Source organism: Streptomyces sp. NPDC058240 (genome assembly GCF_042882135.1).
In the GTDB taxonomy this organism is placed as follows: domain Bacteria; phylum Actinomycetota; class Actinomycetes; order Streptomycetales; family Streptomycetaceae; genus Streptomyces.
In genome coordinates this window covers 1-14,968 of the sequence record NZ_JBHVWT010000050.1, presented here as the reverse complement: position 1 = coordinate 14,968, position 14,968 = coordinate 1, and the positions used below count along the sequence as shown (strand labels likewise).

Below are 14,968 nucleotides of genomic sequence, written 5' to 3'. Positions count from 1 at the left end.
CACGGCGCCCGCCCGGCGGATCAGGTGGTGCGACCCCGACCATGATCCCGCGAACAGGCCCTGACTCTCCCCGTGTTACCCCTGTCCCGTACAGAGAGACGAGTGGGCAGCCGTGAAGATTCCCCCGAGCCGTCGATCAGCGAAGAGTTCCAGCCAACTGCCCTACCGAACAGGATGAAGCCCCGGCGGGTCTCTTCTGCCGCTTTCGTGAATTTCATTGCCCGGAATACCAGGACAACCCGTGACCAACACCGGATAGCACGGCCGAAAATCGTCCGGACAACCCTTCGAGTTGCTACCCCGTCAGTAGTAGGCTCGCGCCGTTTGTTGACGAAACACGACCCCCGCCCCGCGGGGTCGAGCTGGGGGAGTCCATGCGCTTTCGCGGAAAGTCCATCCGCAGGAAGATCGTGGCGCTGCTGCTGGTGCCGCTCGTCTCCCTCACCGGGCTCTGGGGATTCGCCACCTATCTGACGGGGCGCGAGGCCCGTCACATGTTGAGCGCGAGCACGATCGTGGAGAAGGTCGGTCATCCTCTGGAGGACACCGTCCGCGCCATTCAGGACGAGCGCCACCAGACCCTTGTCTTCCTCGCCGACCCCAGGGCCTCCGACGCCCTCCCGCTCCTGCAACGGCAACGAGCGGCCACCGATCGCGTCCTGACCGGCGTCAAGGACAGCGCCCGGCAGGAGGACATCCGCGACGCGCTCAGCTCCGAGGACGACACACAGCTGAATTCGATCCTCGGCACGGTCGAGGGCCTGGGCGCGCTCCGCGACTCGGTCGACAGGCGCACCATCGACCGCTCCAAGGCGATGGAGTTCTACGGACGGCTCATAGATCCCTGCTACCGCTTCCTGACCGGCCTCCGCACGATGGAGAACGTGTCGATGGACAAGCAGGTCCGCGCGCTGGCCGGCATCTCACGAGCCCGCGAAATGCTCTCCCGCGAAGACGCCCTGGTCGCCTCGTCGCTGATCGCCGGACGGCTCACCGCCTCCGAACTGCGCCAGATCTCCGACCTCGTGGCCAACCGCAAGCTGCTCTACGAGATCAACGTCGACGTGCTGCCCGCGTCGGAGCGCCAGCGCGTGGAGCAGTACTGGGCGAGCCCGGACAGCGAACCGCTGCGGACGGCGGAGAAGACCCTCATCGAGGGCGGTCCCACTCAGGACCCGCGCGCCGTCGACGCCGAGCGCTGGCAGGAGGCGGCCCCACCGGTCCTGGACCGGCTGGCCAACGACTCCACGGAGATGAACAACCGTTTTCAGGACCGCGGCAAGCCCGCCGGCTACAGCGTCCTGATCAAGGCCGGAATCGCGGGCGTCCTCGGATTCCTCGCCCTGATCGCCTCGGTGTTCGTCTCCGTACGCATCGGCCGTGAGCTGATCCGGGACCTCTCCCGGCTCCGCAAGGACGCCCACGAGGTCTCCGGTGTACGGCTGCCCAGCGTGATGCGCCGGCTCGCCGCCGGGGAACAGATCGACGTCGAGACGGAAGCCCCGCACCTCCAGTACGAACGGGACGAGATCGGCCAGGTCGGCCAGGCCCTCAACACCCTGCAACGGGCGGCCGTCGAGGCGGCCGTCAAACAGGCGGACATGCGACGCGGTGTGTCCGAGGTCTTCGTCAATCTCGCCCGCCGCAACCAGGTGCTGCTGCACCGGCAGCTGACGCTCCTGGACACGATGGAGCGCCGCACCGAGAACACCGACGAACTCGCGGACCTCTTCCGCCTCGACCACCTGACCACTCGCATGCGACGTCATGCCGAAGGCCTGGTGATCCTCTCCGGCGCGGCCCCGTCCCGCCAGTGGCGCAAGCCGATCCAGCTGATGGACGTGGTGCGGGCGGCGGTCGCCGAGGTCGAGGACTACGAGCGGATCGAGGTCCGCCGGCTCGCCCGTATCGGCGTGGGCGGCCCCGCCGTCGCCGACCTCACCCACCTGATCGCCGAACTTCTGGAGAACGCGACCGTGTTCTCGCCCCCGCACACCGCGGTCCAGGTGCACGGCGAACGTGTCGCCAACGGCTTCACGCTCGAAATCCACGACCGCGGCCTCGGCATGCCGCCCGACGTCCTCCTGGACGCCAACCTCAGACTCGCCGAGACTCCCGAGTTCGAACTCTCCGACACCGACCGGCTCGGCCTGTTCGTCGTCAGCCGTCTCGCCCAGCGCCAGAACGTCCGCGTATCGCTGCAGACCTCTCCGTACGGTGGCACGACCGCCGTCGTCTTCATCCCGGCGGCGCTGCTCACCGACGCCCCGGACACGCACGGCACTGGGTTCCGCCTCGACCGCCGGGCCGAGCGGGCGATCGGCAGCGGCAGGGCGGCCGGCGAAGCCTCCGGCAGCGACCGGGACCGCAGGGACGGCCCACCGGACCGCCGGGCCACCGGCAGGTCCCCGGGCCTCGCACCCGTGCCGACCGGCCTGGTGGACCCGGCCCTCCTCGACGGGCCCGTCGAGCTCGAAGGACCTGTCGGGCCGCTGGGCTTCGAGAGCGACCCCGTGCTCGATCCGCTGCTCGACCCCCTGCTGGGCGGCTCCGCCGACATCGACGACACCGAGAGCGAACGCGGCGGCATCTTCCGCGCCCGCGACCTCCGGCGCGACGCCGACCGCGAACAGCACCAGCAGGCCACCGATCAGGCGGCCGAGCCGACGGCCGGCGTACGGCCGATGCGCCCCGGCGGCCCGGTGCCGCTGCCCCGCCGCAAGCCGCCGACCCTGATCACCGACAACGGCCGCCGGGTCGACGAGGCGGGCCGCGCCCATCCCCCGACCGCCGAGCACGACATCCCGCCGGGCCCCGCCGACGTGGGCGGGCCCCCCACCGACAGCACGCCTCCCGACGCCGGCGGAACGCGTCCCGAGGCGCCCGCCGAACCCCGGCAGCCCACCGGCTTCCGGAAGCCCACCGAGCCCGCCACACCCGAGGAGTCCACGTCCCCCGGAGCCCCGAGCGCCCGGGAGACCGTGGGCGGCCTGCCCCGCCGCATCCGGCAGGCCAGTCTCGCTCCGCAACTGCGCGAGGAATCGGGCGTCCGCGATGCCGAGCCGGCCCGAACGGAACCGGATCGGGACTTCGAGCGTGATGCGGAGGAGGTGCGCAGCCGCATGGCTTCGCTCCAGCGCGGCTGGCAGCGCGGCCGCCGGCAGAACGCCGAGGACGTGACCGGCCCCGGTGACACAGCACAAGGAACCACTCCGGGAGGGGACGGTCGATGACCGCACCGAACGTCGCAGCAACCAACGCCGCACGCCAGGGCTCCGGCCAGCTCAACTGGCTCCTCGACGAACTCGTCGAACGCGTCTCCAGCATCCACAAGGCGCTGGTGCTCTCCAGCGACGGTCTCGCCACCGGCACGTCGAAGGACCTGACCCGCGAGGACAGTGAACACCTGGCGGCCGTCGCCTCCGGGTTCCACAGTCTCGCCAAGGGCGTCGGGCGGCACTTCGACGCGGGCCGGGTCCGCCAGACCGTGGTCGAACTCGACGAGGCGTTCCTGTTCGTCACGGCGGCCGGTGACGGCAGCTGTCTCGCGGTGCTGGCCGACGCCGACTCGGACGTCGGCCAGGTGGCGTACGAGATGACCCTGATGGTCAAGCGCGTCGGCGCCCACCTGGCCAACGCCCCCCGGACGACCGGTCTGTCCGCCGGGGGGTGAGTGAACGGTGAGCGCTGAGTCCTCCAGATCTCCGGCAACGCCCACCGACCCGCAGGCCTCGCGCTGGTACGACGCCGACGCGGGACCGGTGGTCCGTCCGTACGCGATGACCCGGGGCCGTACCAGTAGCGCCTCCCGCCATCGGCTCGACCTGATCGCGGTCGTCGTCCCCGAACCCGAGGCCGACGACCCCGGCCGGGACCAGACGCTCTCCCCGGAACACGTGGAGATCGTCGAACTCTGCAGTGGCATGCCCCAGTCGATCGCGGAGCTCGCGGCCGGCCTGGATCTCCCCGTCGGGGTGGTCCGGGTGCTGGTCGGCGACCTCGTCGAGGACGAGCTGGTGCACGTAACCCGTCCCGTTCCGCCGGCCGAGCTGCCGGACGTGAACATTCTTCGCGAGGTGATCAATGGTCTTCGGGCGCTCTAGCCGCAAGAAGCGGCCCGTGGAGCCCGTTACCCTGAAAATGCTGGTGGCGGGCGGCTTCGGAGTGGGCAAGACGACTCTGGTCGGCGCGGTCAGTGAGATCAGGCCGCTGCGTACGGAGGAGAGACTCAGCGAGGCGGGCCGCCCGGTGGACGACCTTGCGGGTGTGGAGGCGAAGACCACCACCACCGTGGCCATGGACTTCGGCCGGATCACCCTCCGCGAGGACCTGGTGCTCTACCTCTTCGGTACCCCGGGACAGGATCGATTCTGGTTCCTGTGGGACGAACTGGCCCAGGGCTCGCTGGGGGCCGTCGTGCTCGCGGACACCCGGCGGCTGGAGGACTGCTTCGCGGCGGTCGACTACTTCGAACGCCGCAAGATTCCGTTCACCGTCGCCGTCAACTGCTTCGAGGGAGCCGACGAGTTCCCCACCGAGACGGTGCAGGCGGCACTGGACCTCGACCCGGAGGTGCCCGTGCTCATGTGCGACGCACGCGACCGCGGCTCCGTGCGGGACGTACTGGTGGCCGTCGTCGAGCACGCGGCGGCCCGCGTGGACCGCGTCCGCGAGCCCGCTACGACGTAGGGCCGCACGGCCCGTACCCCCGCCGACCGGGGTACGGACCGTGCGTCGTCGCGTCACCGGACAAGGAGCCTTCTCCCGTCGTGACGGGCCGTCAGGACTCCTGGCAGGTCTCCTGGCAGCGGCCGTTCTCGGCGAGCCACTTGTCGGCGGTCTCGGCCAGCTCCCGGTCGCGTCCCGCCAGCATCATCCGGATCATCTGCACGTCGCCCCGGAGCGACCAGGCGGGATGCCCGAAAGTGGCCGGATTGTTCTTCTCGATCAGGAAGTGCGCGGGCCAGGCGGTCCCGTACCCGATCAGCGGCAACGCGGCCGCGTACCTCTTGCGCCCCCGTGCCAGGCCGTAGGCGGTGACCGCGAGCCCGGTCAGTGTGCCGGTCAGATGGACCCAGCGGGTCGCGGCCTTCGAGTGCATCGCCACGTAGTAGGGCCAGAACTCTTCGTAGGAATCGAACGTCTGCTGTGACATACGGGCACCGTAATGGCTCGGACCGCAACCGGAAACGGCCGATCCGCGTCCGAGAATGAAGAAGCGGGCGGCCGGAACCCACGGGGGTGGTCCCGGTCGGCCGCTTCCACGCACCGGCGTCAGTGCCCCGCGACGGACCGCCGGGCCACCGGGAAGTCGAAGTAGGTGTCCGGGAACAGCTCGGGCTTGAAGGTGTAGTGCCACCATTCCTCGGCCAGATTCACGAAACCGGCGTCCGTGAGCGTCTTCTTCAGGAACTGCCGATTGGCGCGCTGCGCCCCCTGGACGCGCGGATCGTCGGTGTGGGAGAGCGTGTCGAAGCAGTCGAATCCGGTGCCCATGTCCACGGAGTTGTCCGGGAACCGCTCGGCCGCGGGTGCGTAACAGGGCACCTGCGGACTGCCGGGCCGGTACGGCGGGGTCGGCGCGGCGGGCAGCTTCACCAGCGTCAGATCCACCGTGCTGCCGCGGCTGTGCCCGGACTTCTCCGCGATGTAACCGTCCGCGAACAGCCGCGTCTTGTCGACCCGGGGGTAGAACTCGCCCTTCATGGTCTCGTCGTCGAGATCCTCCGCCCACTGTACGAAGTGGTCGACCGCCCGCTGCGGCCGGTAGCAGTCGTACACCTTCAACGAGTAGCCCCGGCGCAGCAGCCGGGTCTGCGCGTCGTGCAGTGCCCGTGCCGCGGGCCGGGTCAGGATGCAGAGCGGCCTGCGGTAGCCGTCCACCGGGACGCCCATGAAGTTGTGGGCGGTGGGGTAGCGCATCTCCTGGATGATTGTCGGATCCACCGAGCTCAGCGCGACGAACTCCTCGGGAGCCTTCGGCTCGGGCCTCGCCCGAGCCGCTGGGGCGGCGGCTGTGACGGCGAGCAGGGTGGCGGCAGCGGCCACCAGGACACGGAAAGCGGAAGCAAGACCTGTCATGAGCACATAATCCGGCAGCACGGGGGAGTCCGCCGGACGATCGGATACAGTCCGCGCGTGTCTGTGCCCGAGAACAACCCCGAGAAGCCGGCCGAGGACTCCCACTGCGGCAGCTGCGGAGCGCCCTACGCGGTGTCCGTCACCTGGCCGCGCACCTGCACCGCCTGCGGCAGCACCGCCTATCGCAATCCGCTGCCGGTCGCCGTGGCCCTGCTCCCCGTCACCGACCGGGACGGCACTGGCCTCGTCGTGATCACCCGCACCATCCCGCCCCACCGCGGCGGCCTCGCCCTGCCCGGCGGCTACATCGACCACGACGAGGACTGGAAACACGCGGTCGTACGGGAACTCGGCGAGGAGACCGGCATCGGAGCCGACGAACGGGAGGTCCGCCTCGCCGACGCCCTCAGCGCTCCGGACGGCCACCTGCTGCTCTTCGGCCTCCTCCCGGAACGCCCTGCAACCGCCCTCCCGCCCTCCGGTCCCACCGACGAGACCTCCGGTTTCCAACTGCTCCGCGCACCCACCGCGCTCGCATTCCCCCTGCACACCCGCGCCGTCCGCACCTGGTTCGACGGCGGCTACCGCTGACCGGCCCGACGCACACCACGAACTGATCGGCCACCGCCGAGCGCCCCGCCGCACACCACGAACCGCCCTACAGGCCCCGCACCCGTACCGGGTACCCCACCGGCCCCTCCTCACCCTCCCGTTCGACCAGGACCCGCCCGTCCACCCACCGCGACGTGTACCGCTCGACCTCCGCCCGCTCCCAGCCGTCCCCCGCGTCCCGGACCACCAGCCCGGTCCCACTGCGCCCCGCCGCCGGAGCCCACACCTCCAGCTCCACCCCACCGTCCGCACCCCGCACCGGCAGCACCGAACCCGCCCGCGCCAGCACCGGCACCCGCGACAACGGCGCATCGAGCAACACCTGACCCGGCCCCTCGTACACCTCACCGGTCGCCGTGTCGTACCAACGTCCCCGCGGCAACCGCACCGCCCGGCGATCCGCGCCGGGCTCCAGCACCGGAGCCACCAGCAGAGCGTCACCCAGCAGGAACGCGTCCTCGCACTCCCGCAACGCCCGGTCCCCGGGCGCACGCCACCACAGCGGCCGCACATACGGGGCGCCGGTCAGCCCGGCCAGCCGCGACAGCGTCACGAAGTACGGGTGCAGCCGTTCCCGCTCCTCCAGCGCGGCCCGCGCGTGCTCAAGGACCTGCGGCCCGAATTCCCACGGCTCGCGCCGCCCCGCGTCGATCGCCGCATGGGTACGGAACAACGGCAGATACGCACCCAGCTGGAACCACCGCAGATACAGCTCCGGCGACGGCGACCCGTCGAACCCGCCCACATCGGGCCCCGAGTACGGCACCCCGCACAGCCCCAGCCCCAGCACCAGCGCCAACGAGGCCCGCAGCCCCGGCCAGCCGGTCGCCACATCACCGGACCAGGTGCCCCCGTAGCGCTGCATCCCCGCCCAGCCGGAACGCGAGAACAGGAACGGACGCTCCTGGGGCCGCAGCCGGCGCAGCCCCTCGTACCCGGCACGCGCCATCGCGAGCGCGTACACATTGTGGGCCTCGCGGTGATCACCCCCGCGGCCCTCCAGGGAGTGCCGCGCCGACCGCGGCAGCGTCGGATCCCCGAACGCCGCGAACGACACCGGCTCGTTCATGTCGTGCCACACACCGGAGAACCCCTGTGCCAGCCGCTCCTCGTACAGACCGCCCCACCACTCCCGCACCCGCGGATCGGTGAAGTCCGGAAACACGCACTCACCCGGCCACACCTCCCCGCGCACCACCCGCCCCCGCGCGTCCCGGACGAACGCCCCGCCGACTCCGACCGCCGTCCCCGCGTCGAACACCGCGTTCCCCGGCTCCGCCTTCACCGCGGGATCGACGATCGACACCAGCCGCACGCCGTCCTCCCGCAACTCCTTCGCCAGGCCCGGCAGATCGGGAAAACGCCCGTGATCGACGGTGAACACCCGGTGCGCGTCGTAGTGGTCGATGTCCAGATGCAGTACGGACAGGGGCAGCCCCCGCTCGCGGTAGCCGGCGACGATCCGCCGCACCTCCCGCTCGCTCCCGAACCCCCACCGGGCGTGCTGCGGACCCAGCGCCCAGGACGGCGGCAGCGCCGGGGCACCCGTGAGAGCCGTCCAGCCCTGCAGCACCCGGGCCGGCGTACCCGCCACCACCCAGCAGCGCAACGGCCCTCCGTCCATCCGCACCTCGCACATTCCCGGCCGGTCATGGCCGGAGCCCGCACCCTCCTCGCCCTCGCGCAGAGTCACCCGCCCCGCCCAGGTGTTGTCGTGGAACACCAGATGCGTCCCCGCGTCACAGACCACGAGCTGCACCGGCATCGTCAGATACAGCGGATCGTCATCGGGCCCGAAACGCCCACCGGGATCGGTGTTCCACAACTCGTACACACCGTCCCGCAGCCGCGGCCCTGACGCCCGGCCTCCGAGCCCGAAGAATCGCGCATCCGCCGGCACCTCGGAACGCTGCACCCACCGGGCATCACCACCCGCCACCGGCTCCCACCAGCGCGGCGGCAGCTCGCGCCGGAGCACCACCCCGCCGGGAGTACGCAGTTCCACGGCCCCGTGCCGCGACACCGCGACGGTCAGCCGCTCCGAGACCACCTGCCAGCCGCCGTCCTTGTCCGGCTCCAGCACCGCCCGGGGATCCGGCTCCGGCGCCGCACCGGGCAGCGCGTACGACGGCAACGGCTCCGCCCCGTCCCAGCCCCAGAACACCGCACCGCCCACCGCCACCCGCACCCGCAACTCCGAACGGGCGAACCGCACCACGCCCCCGCCCGGCTCCGGCTCCGCCCCCACCACGGGACCGGGCACCCGCGCCCGCTCCGCACCACGCGGCGGCAGCGCCCGCGCATCCGTACTCCGGCGCCGCCAGGAGGAGCGCACCGCACGCAGCCCCCGCACCGAACCGACCATTTTCACCGAGCGCACCAGGTCACGACCGTCCATGCGGCTCACCCTGCCATCCGACGGGGCGGATGCGGGCTGCGTTCAACTTCCGTTCACCCGCGGCCGGACCAGTGTCCGGACCACATGTCCGGACACGCGACCATGGGCGGGGAACCCTGGTGCGAAAGACGATCACATGGCATCGTCCGTAAAAGCCGCCTCACGCGCACACCCCAGCACGTGTGCGCGACCCACGCCCATCCCGCGTACCCGTACAGCCAGGGAGCCGCCCCATGACCGCCGCAGCCAACGAAGCCCCCCTCTGGCAGCCCGGCCCCGACCGCATCGCGGCCGCCGCCGTCACCCGCTTCCAGAGCTGGGCGTCCCAGCGCTACGGGGCACCGGCCGAGGGCGGCTACGCGGCTCTGCACCAGTGGTCCGTGGACGAGCTCGACACCTTCTGGCAGGCCGTCGCCGACTGGTTCGACGTACGGTTCTCCACCCCGTACGAGACCGTCCTCGCCGACCGCACCATGCCCGGCGCCCAGTGGTTCCCCGGCGCCACCCTCAACTACGCCGAACACGCGCTGCGTACCGCCGAGGATCCCCTGCGCGCGGACGCACCCGCCCTGCTCCACGTCGACGAGACCCACACCCAGGTCCCCGTCTCCTGGTCCGAACTCCGCCGCCGGGTCGGCTCGCTCGCCGCCGAACTCCGCGCCCTCGGCGTCGCACCGGGCGACCGCGTCAGCGGCTACCTCCCCAACATCCCCCAGGCCGTCGTCGCCTTCCTCGCCACCGCGGCCGTGGGCGGTGTCTGGACGTCCTGCGCCCCGGACTTCGGCGCCCGCAGCGTCCTCGACCGCTTCCAGCAGGTCGAACCCGTCGTCCTCTTCACCGTCGACGGCTACCGCTACGGCGGCAAGGAACACCACCGGGCCGACACGGTCGCCGAGCTGCGCCGCGAACTCCCCACCCTGCGCGCCGTCGTCCACATCCCGCTGCTGGGCACCGAGGCCCCCGAGGGCGCCCTCGAATGGTCCGCCCTCACATCCGCGGACACCGAGCCCGTCTTCGAGCAGGTCCCCTTCGACCACCCGCTGTGGGTGCTCTACTCCTCCGGCACCACCGGGCTCCCCAAGGCGATCGTCCAGTCCCAGGGCGGCATCCTGCTGGAGCACTTCAAGCAGATCGGCCTGCACTGCGACCTCGGCCCCGACGACCGCTTCTTCTGGTACACCTCCACCGGCTGGATGATGTGGAACTTCCTCGTCTCCGGCCTCCTCACCGGAACCACCCTCGTGCTGTACGACGGAAGCCCCGGCTACCCGGACGTCAGCGCCCAGTGGCGCGTCGCCGAACAGACCGGAGCCACTCTCTTCGGCACCTCGGCCGCCTACGTCATGGCCTGCCGCAAGGCCGGCGTCCACCCGGGCCGCGACTTCGACCTCTCCCGCGTCCAGTGCGTCGCCACCACCGGATCCCCGCTCCCGCCCGACGGCTTCCGCTGGCTCCACGACGAGGTGGACGACGAACTGTGGATCGCCTCCGTCAGCGGCGGCACGGACGTCTGCAGCTGCTTCGCCGGTGCGGTCCCCACCCTGCCCGTACACATCGGCGAACTCCAGGCCGCGTGCCTCGGCACGGACCTCCGGTCCTGGGACCCCGCGGGCAGACCACTCATCGGCGAGGTCGGCGAACTCGTCGTGACCGCGCCCATGCCCTCCATGCCCATCCGCTTCTGGAACGACCCCGACGGCAGTCGCTACCACGACAGTTACTTCGACATGTACCCCGGCGTCTGGCGCCACGGCGACTGGATCACGATCACCGAACACGGCTCGGTGATCATCCACGGCCGCTCCGACTCCACCCTCAACCGCCAGGGTGTACGGATGGGTTCCGCCGACATCTACGAGGCCGTCGAGCGGCTCCCCGAAATCCGCGAATCCCTCGTCATCGGCCTCGAAGAGCCCGACGGCGGCTACTGGATGCCGCTCTTCGTCCACCTCGCCGAAGGCGCCCGGCTCGACGACGAACTGCGCGACAGCATCAAGCGGACCATCCGGGAGAACCTCTCACCGCGTCATGTCCCGGACGAGGTGATCGAAGTCCCCGGCATCCCGCACACCCTCACCGGCAAGCGCATCGAGGTCCCGGTCAAACGTCTCCTGCAGGGCACTGCCCTGGCCAAGGCGGTCAACCCCGGCTCGATCGACAATCTCGAACTCCTCCACTTCTACGAGGACCTCGCCCGCAAGCGTCACTGACCGTCCGCGTTGTCAGTGCCCCTGATTACTCTGAGTGAGCAATGTTCGACGGCGCACTGGGGGAGTCATGGCGCACATCAGGAACAACGGGAACAGCGGGAACGGCAAGTACGGCAGGACGGCCGGGTACAGCCGGTCCGGCGCATCCATGCGACGCACGCTGCGCCGCGAAGCACCCAGCACCATCGGTCTCCTGGCCGACGAGCAGGACTTCGCGGCGATGCGGCGCTACCGCACCTTCGCCTTCGACGACCACACCGTCTATCTCCAGCAGGTCGAAGGCCTGCTGAAGACCCTCTCCGCACAGGGCATGCACGCCACGGTCGCTCTCTTCGACCCCGAGGAGTACGCGGAGTTCTGCACAGAATCGGGACTCGTCCCCGACGACCCGGCCAGCCGCAGCCGCTTCACCGCCGAAGTCGCATCGGCCGGCGCCACCGTCGCGTACACCGGACAACCCATCGACACCCTGATCCCGCTCCTGGTCAGCCGGGCCGTCCGCCGGGCCACCTGGGAGTACGCCACGATGCTCCTGGCCGGCGTCGGCGAATGCGCGGAGTGCGGCCAGGACATCGGCCACGCCGCCTTCGACCGGGCCTCGCACCTCCTGCTCCGCATCCTGGAGACGGCAGGCCCCGGCACCCACCACCTGGTCTGCAGCACCCCCACCGACAACGAGCACCTGCTCGCCGTCCTGCACACCGAGCGCGACACCACGGGGCCCGCCCGACTCGAATCCGGGGAAGGGGCAGAGTTCGTCACGGTGCTCGCCGTGGCCATCGCCCTGGAAAGGTCCGGGGGAGTCGTGCTCCGTACGAGCAGTTCCGGCGCCCAGGACCGGGTGCACGGCTGGCGGCTGACCCGCGGCAATCTGCTCCCGCTCAGCGCCGGTGAGGTCTTCAACGCCTACTGCACCGACGCCGACACCGGCGAGCCGGTGGCCCCGGAGTCGTACGTGGAGTACTGCGCCGGCTTCGACCTCGGCGCGGACGAACCGGAATCGCACCACTGACAGGCCGAAGGGGGTTCCCCGCCATCATCGGCAGGGAACCCCCTTCACCACAGAACGCCGCGCGACCTACTCGCCCGACAGCACCATCTGAGCCGCGACCCGGGCCTCCTCGGCGGAGTCCGCCGCACGAGCGGCGGAAGCGGCGCGCTCGCACTGCGCGAGCGTGTACTTCGCCAGCGTGGCGCGGACATAAGGAATGGACGCGGCACCCATCGACAGCGACGTCACACCCAGCCCCGTCAGGACACAGGCCAGCAGCGGATCGGAGGCGGCCTCACCACAGACACCACAGCTCTTGCCCTCGGCCGCGGCCGCCTCCGCCGACAGCGCCACCAGATCGAGCAGCGCGGGCTGCCACGGATCCTGCAACCGCGAGACCGCTCCGACCTGACGGTCGGCGGCGAAGGTGTACTGCGCCAGGTCATTGGTGCCCAGCGAAAGGAACTCCACCTCCCGCAGGATCGAACGCGCCCGCAGCGCGGCGGACGGAATCTCCACCATCGCACCGAACTTCGCCTGCAGACCGGCCTCACGGCAGGCGTCGGCGAAGGCCTTGGCATCCGCACGGTCCGCCACCATCGGCGCCATGACCTCAAGGTGGACAGGCAGCCCCTGGGCCGCCTTCGACAGCGCGGTCAGCTGGGTACGCAGCACGTCCGGGTGATCCAGCAGACTCCGCAGTCCGCGCACACCCAGCGCCGGGTTCGGCTCGTCGGCCGGAGTCAGGAAGTCCAGCGGCTTGTCGGCCCCGGCATCCAGCACCCGTACGACGACACGCCCCTCGGGGAACGCCTCCAGCACCGCCCGGTACGCCGCGACCTGCTTCTCCTCGGACGGCGCCTGCTTGCTGTCGTCCAGGAACAGGAACTCGGTACGGAACAGCCCCACGCCCTCTGCGCCGGCCTCGACCGCCGCCGGTACATCGCCGGGCCCGCCGACGTTGGCCAGCAGCGGGACCTTGTGACCGTCGGAGGTCGCACCCGGACCGGACGAAGCCGACAACGCGGCCTTGCGCGCCGCAGCGGCACTCTCCATCTCCGCACGCTTCTCGGCGCTCGGCTCGACGAAGATCTCACCGGTACTGCCGTCCACGGCGATGACTGTGCCCTCGGCGAGCTCCCCGGCACCGGGGAGCGCCACCACGGCGGGCACCCCGAGCGCTCGGGCGAGAATCGCACTGTGGCTGGTCGGGCCGCCCTCCTCGGTCACGAAGCCGAGCACCAGAGCCGGGTCGAGCAGCGCCGTGTCCGCAGGCGCCAGGTCCCGCGCGATCAGCACATAGGGCTCGTCGCTGTCCGGCACACCGGGCATCGGCACACCGAGCAGCCGGGCCACGATCCGGTTGCGCACGTCATCGAGGTCGGCAACGCGCCCCGCCAGGTACTCCCCGGCGTTGGCGAGCAGCGCCCGGTAGGAGGCGAACGCGTCGTAGACGCCGCGCTCGGCGGTGCTGCCGACGGCGATGCGCCGGTCCACGTCCGCCATCAGCTCGGGGTCCTGCGCCATCATGGCCTGGGCCTCGAGCACGTGCTGAGCCTCGCCACCGGCCAGATTGCCGCGCGCGATCAGATCGGCAGCCACGGCCTCCACGGCCTGGCGAGCGCGCCCCTGTTCGCGCTCGGCCTCCTCGGCGGGAATCTGCTTGGCCGGCGGTTCGAGCACCGCCGTACCCATATGACGCACCTCGCCGATCGCCACTCCATGGCTCACACCGACGCCTCGCAGCGTTGTCTCCATTTCACCCGTCTCCGGTCGTGCGGCGGTCCGCGCCCCCGCGGTGGATATCCAGTCGGCTGTCATCGTGCCGAGCCCGTCACTGCCAACCGAACAAGGTGTCGCCGACCTTCACGTCGCCGTCCTCGCGGACGTCGGAGAGGGATTCGGCGGTGGCTTCCAGCGCCACGACCGGGCACACGGGCGACTTGCCGGCCGCCTCGACGCCCGCGGGGTTCCAGCGCACGATGCCCTGACCGCGCGTGACCGTGTCCCCCTTGTTCACGAGCAGCTCGAAACCCTCGCCATTGAGCTGAACGGTGTCGATGCCGAGGTGCGTGAGCACTCCGTGCCCGTGCTCGTCCACCACGACGAACGCGTGCGGGTGCAGGGAGACGATGATGCCGTCGACCGGCGACACGGCCTCGGACGGTTCGCGCACGGGATCGATGGCGGTTCCGGGACCCACCATCGCGCCGGAGAAGACCGGGTCCGGTACCGCAGCGAGCCCGATGGCACGTCCGGCAAGAGGGGACGTCACAGTGGTCATAGGGAGCCTCCCAGGGGTGGAGCTTGATTGGCGCCGTCACAGCCTGCGGGCGACGGCGTGCTGTTCAGCAGCGTAAGTCATAAGAAGTCCCGGTTCCGCAGGAGTCTTGGCAGTTCGCGGCCTTAGAGGCGCACCGGAAACGATTTGCCTCGACTCCCGGTGGGCTGTACTGTCGTACTCCTGCCTGGCCCCAACGCGACTTTGAGTCGGGGGTCGGCAGCGACTTTTAAGCCCTGACTCTAACCCGGACTTGGCACCTGCATGCCTGCAGGGACTGGTCAGGGAAAGCGAAAAGGACTGATAGAGTCGGACTCGCCGGAAAGGGAAGCGCGAAAGCGAAGAACTGGAAAGCGCAACCCGCTTCGACCGGGAATCGGACACGAAAGAGTCTG

The 14,968-nt window shown here is 70.7% G+C and carries 12 protein-coding genes; 7 read left to right on the top strand and 5 right to left on the bottom strand.

What is annotated here, in order from left to right:
- Positions 1 to 374: 374 nt before the first annotated feature.
- Genes ACFVX4_RS36160 through ACFVX4_RS36145 form a run of 4 tightly spaced genes read left to right on the top strand, consistent with a single transcriptional unit; the run spans position 375 to position 4,689 of the window.
- Entirely contained in the window at positions 375 to 3,233 is a 2,859-nt protein-coding gene (locus ACFVX4_RS36160; protein ID WP_389986010.1) for a nitrate- and nitrite sensing domain-containing protein, read from the top strand.
- The gene (locus tag ACFVX4_RS36155; protein ID WP_266422369.1) at positions 3,230 to 3,673 is read left to right on the top strand and encodes a roadblock/LC7 domain-containing protein; all 444 of its coding nucleotides are present in this window, start codon (positions 3,230 to 3,232) and stop codon (positions 3,671 to 3,673) included. The genes ACFVX4_RS36160 and ACFVX4_RS36155 overlap by 4 nt, the downstream gene beginning before the upstream one ends.
- 7 nt (positions 3,674 to 3,680) lie before the next feature.
- A complete protein-coding gene (locus ACFVX4_RS36150) occupies positions 3,681 to 4,103 on the top strand; it encodes a DUF742 domain-containing protein (protein ID WP_266422372.1) in 423 nt (140 codons plus the stop codon).
- On the top strand, positions 4,084 to 4,689 hold the full coding sequence (locus ACFVX4_RS36145) for an ATP/GTP-binding protein (RefSeq protein ID WP_389986006.1): 606 nt from the start codon (positions 4,084 to 4,086) through the stop codon (positions 4,687 to 4,689). Before ACFVX4_RS36150 ends, ACFVX4_RS36145 begins: the two co-directional genes overlap by 20 nt.
- 91 nt (positions 4,690 to 4,780) lie before the next feature.
- Here ACFVX4_RS36145 and ACFVX4_RS36140 read toward each other — a convergent pair whose 3' ends face one another.
- Both ACFVX4_RS36140 and ACFVX4_RS36135 read right to left on the bottom strand, forming a co-directional pair.
- The gene (locus ACFVX4_RS36140) at positions 4,781 to 5,155 is read right to left on the bottom strand and encodes a DUF962 domain-containing protein (RefSeq protein WP_266422376.1); all 375 of its coding nucleotides are present in this window, start codon (positions 5,153 to 5,155) and stop codon (positions 4,781 to 4,783) included.
- Positions 5,156 to 5,274: 119 nt separating this feature from the next.
- Positions 5,275 to 6,081 (bottom strand): M15 family metallopeptidase, encoded by an 807-nt coding sequence (locus ACFVX4_RS36135; RefSeq protein WP_389986003.1) that lies wholly within the window; start codon positions 6,079 to 6,081, stop codon positions 5,275 to 5,277.
- Between the two features lie 57 nt (positions 6,082 to 6,138).
- Between ACFVX4_RS36135 and ACFVX4_RS36130 the strand changes: the two genes are divergently transcribed.
- Positions 6,139 to 6,672 carry an NUDIX domain-containing protein gene (locus ACFVX4_RS36130; RefSeq protein ID WP_389986000.1) on the top strand — a complete coding sequence of 178 codons (534 nt, stop codon included), beginning with the start codon at positions 6,139 to 6,141 and terminating at the stop codon, positions 6,670 to 6,672.
- Between the two features lie 67 nt (positions 6,673 to 6,739).
- Here the strand turns inward: ACFVX4_RS36130 and ACFVX4_RS36125 are convergent, their stop codons facing one another.
- A complete protein-coding gene (locus tag ACFVX4_RS36125; RefSeq protein ID WP_389985997.1) occupies positions 6,740 to 9,091 on the bottom strand; it encodes a glycoside hydrolase family 31 protein in 2,352 nt (783 codons plus the stop codon).
- 233 nt (positions 9,092 to 9,324) lie between these two features.
- Here ACFVX4_RS36125 and ACFVX4_RS36120 point away from each other — a divergent pair, with 233 nt between their 5' ends.
- On the top strand, positions 9,325 to 11,301 hold the full coding sequence (locus tag ACFVX4_RS36120; protein WP_389985994.1) for an acetoacetate--CoA ligase: 1,977 nt from the start codon (positions 9,325 to 9,327) through the stop codon (positions 11,299 to 11,301).
- A gap of 67 nt (positions 11,302 to 11,368) precedes the next feature.
- Positions 11,369 to 12,313 (top strand): hypothetical protein, encoded by a 945-nt coding sequence (locus ACFVX4_RS36115; RefSeq protein WP_389985991.1) that lies wholly within the window; start codon positions 11,369 to 11,371, stop codon positions 12,311 to 12,313.
- Positions 12,314 to 12,379: 66 nt separating this feature from the next.
- Here the strand turns inward: ACFVX4_RS36115 and ptsP are convergent, their stop codons facing one another.
- On the bottom strand, positions 12,380 to 14,050 hold the full coding sequence (gene ptsP, locus ACFVX4_RS36110) for a phosphoenolpyruvate--protein phosphotransferase (RefSeq protein ID WP_389985988.1): 1,671 nt from the start codon (positions 14,048 to 14,050) through the stop codon (positions 12,380 to 12,382).
- Between the two features lie 76 nt (positions 14,051 to 14,126).
- Positions 14,127 to 14,576, bottom strand: a complete 450-nt coding sequence (locus tag ACFVX4_RS36105; protein WP_389985985.1) for a PTS glucose transporter subunit IIA — start codon at positions 14,574 to 14,576, stop codon at positions 14,127 to 14,129.
- Positions 14,577 to 14,968: the final 392 nt, after the last annotated feature.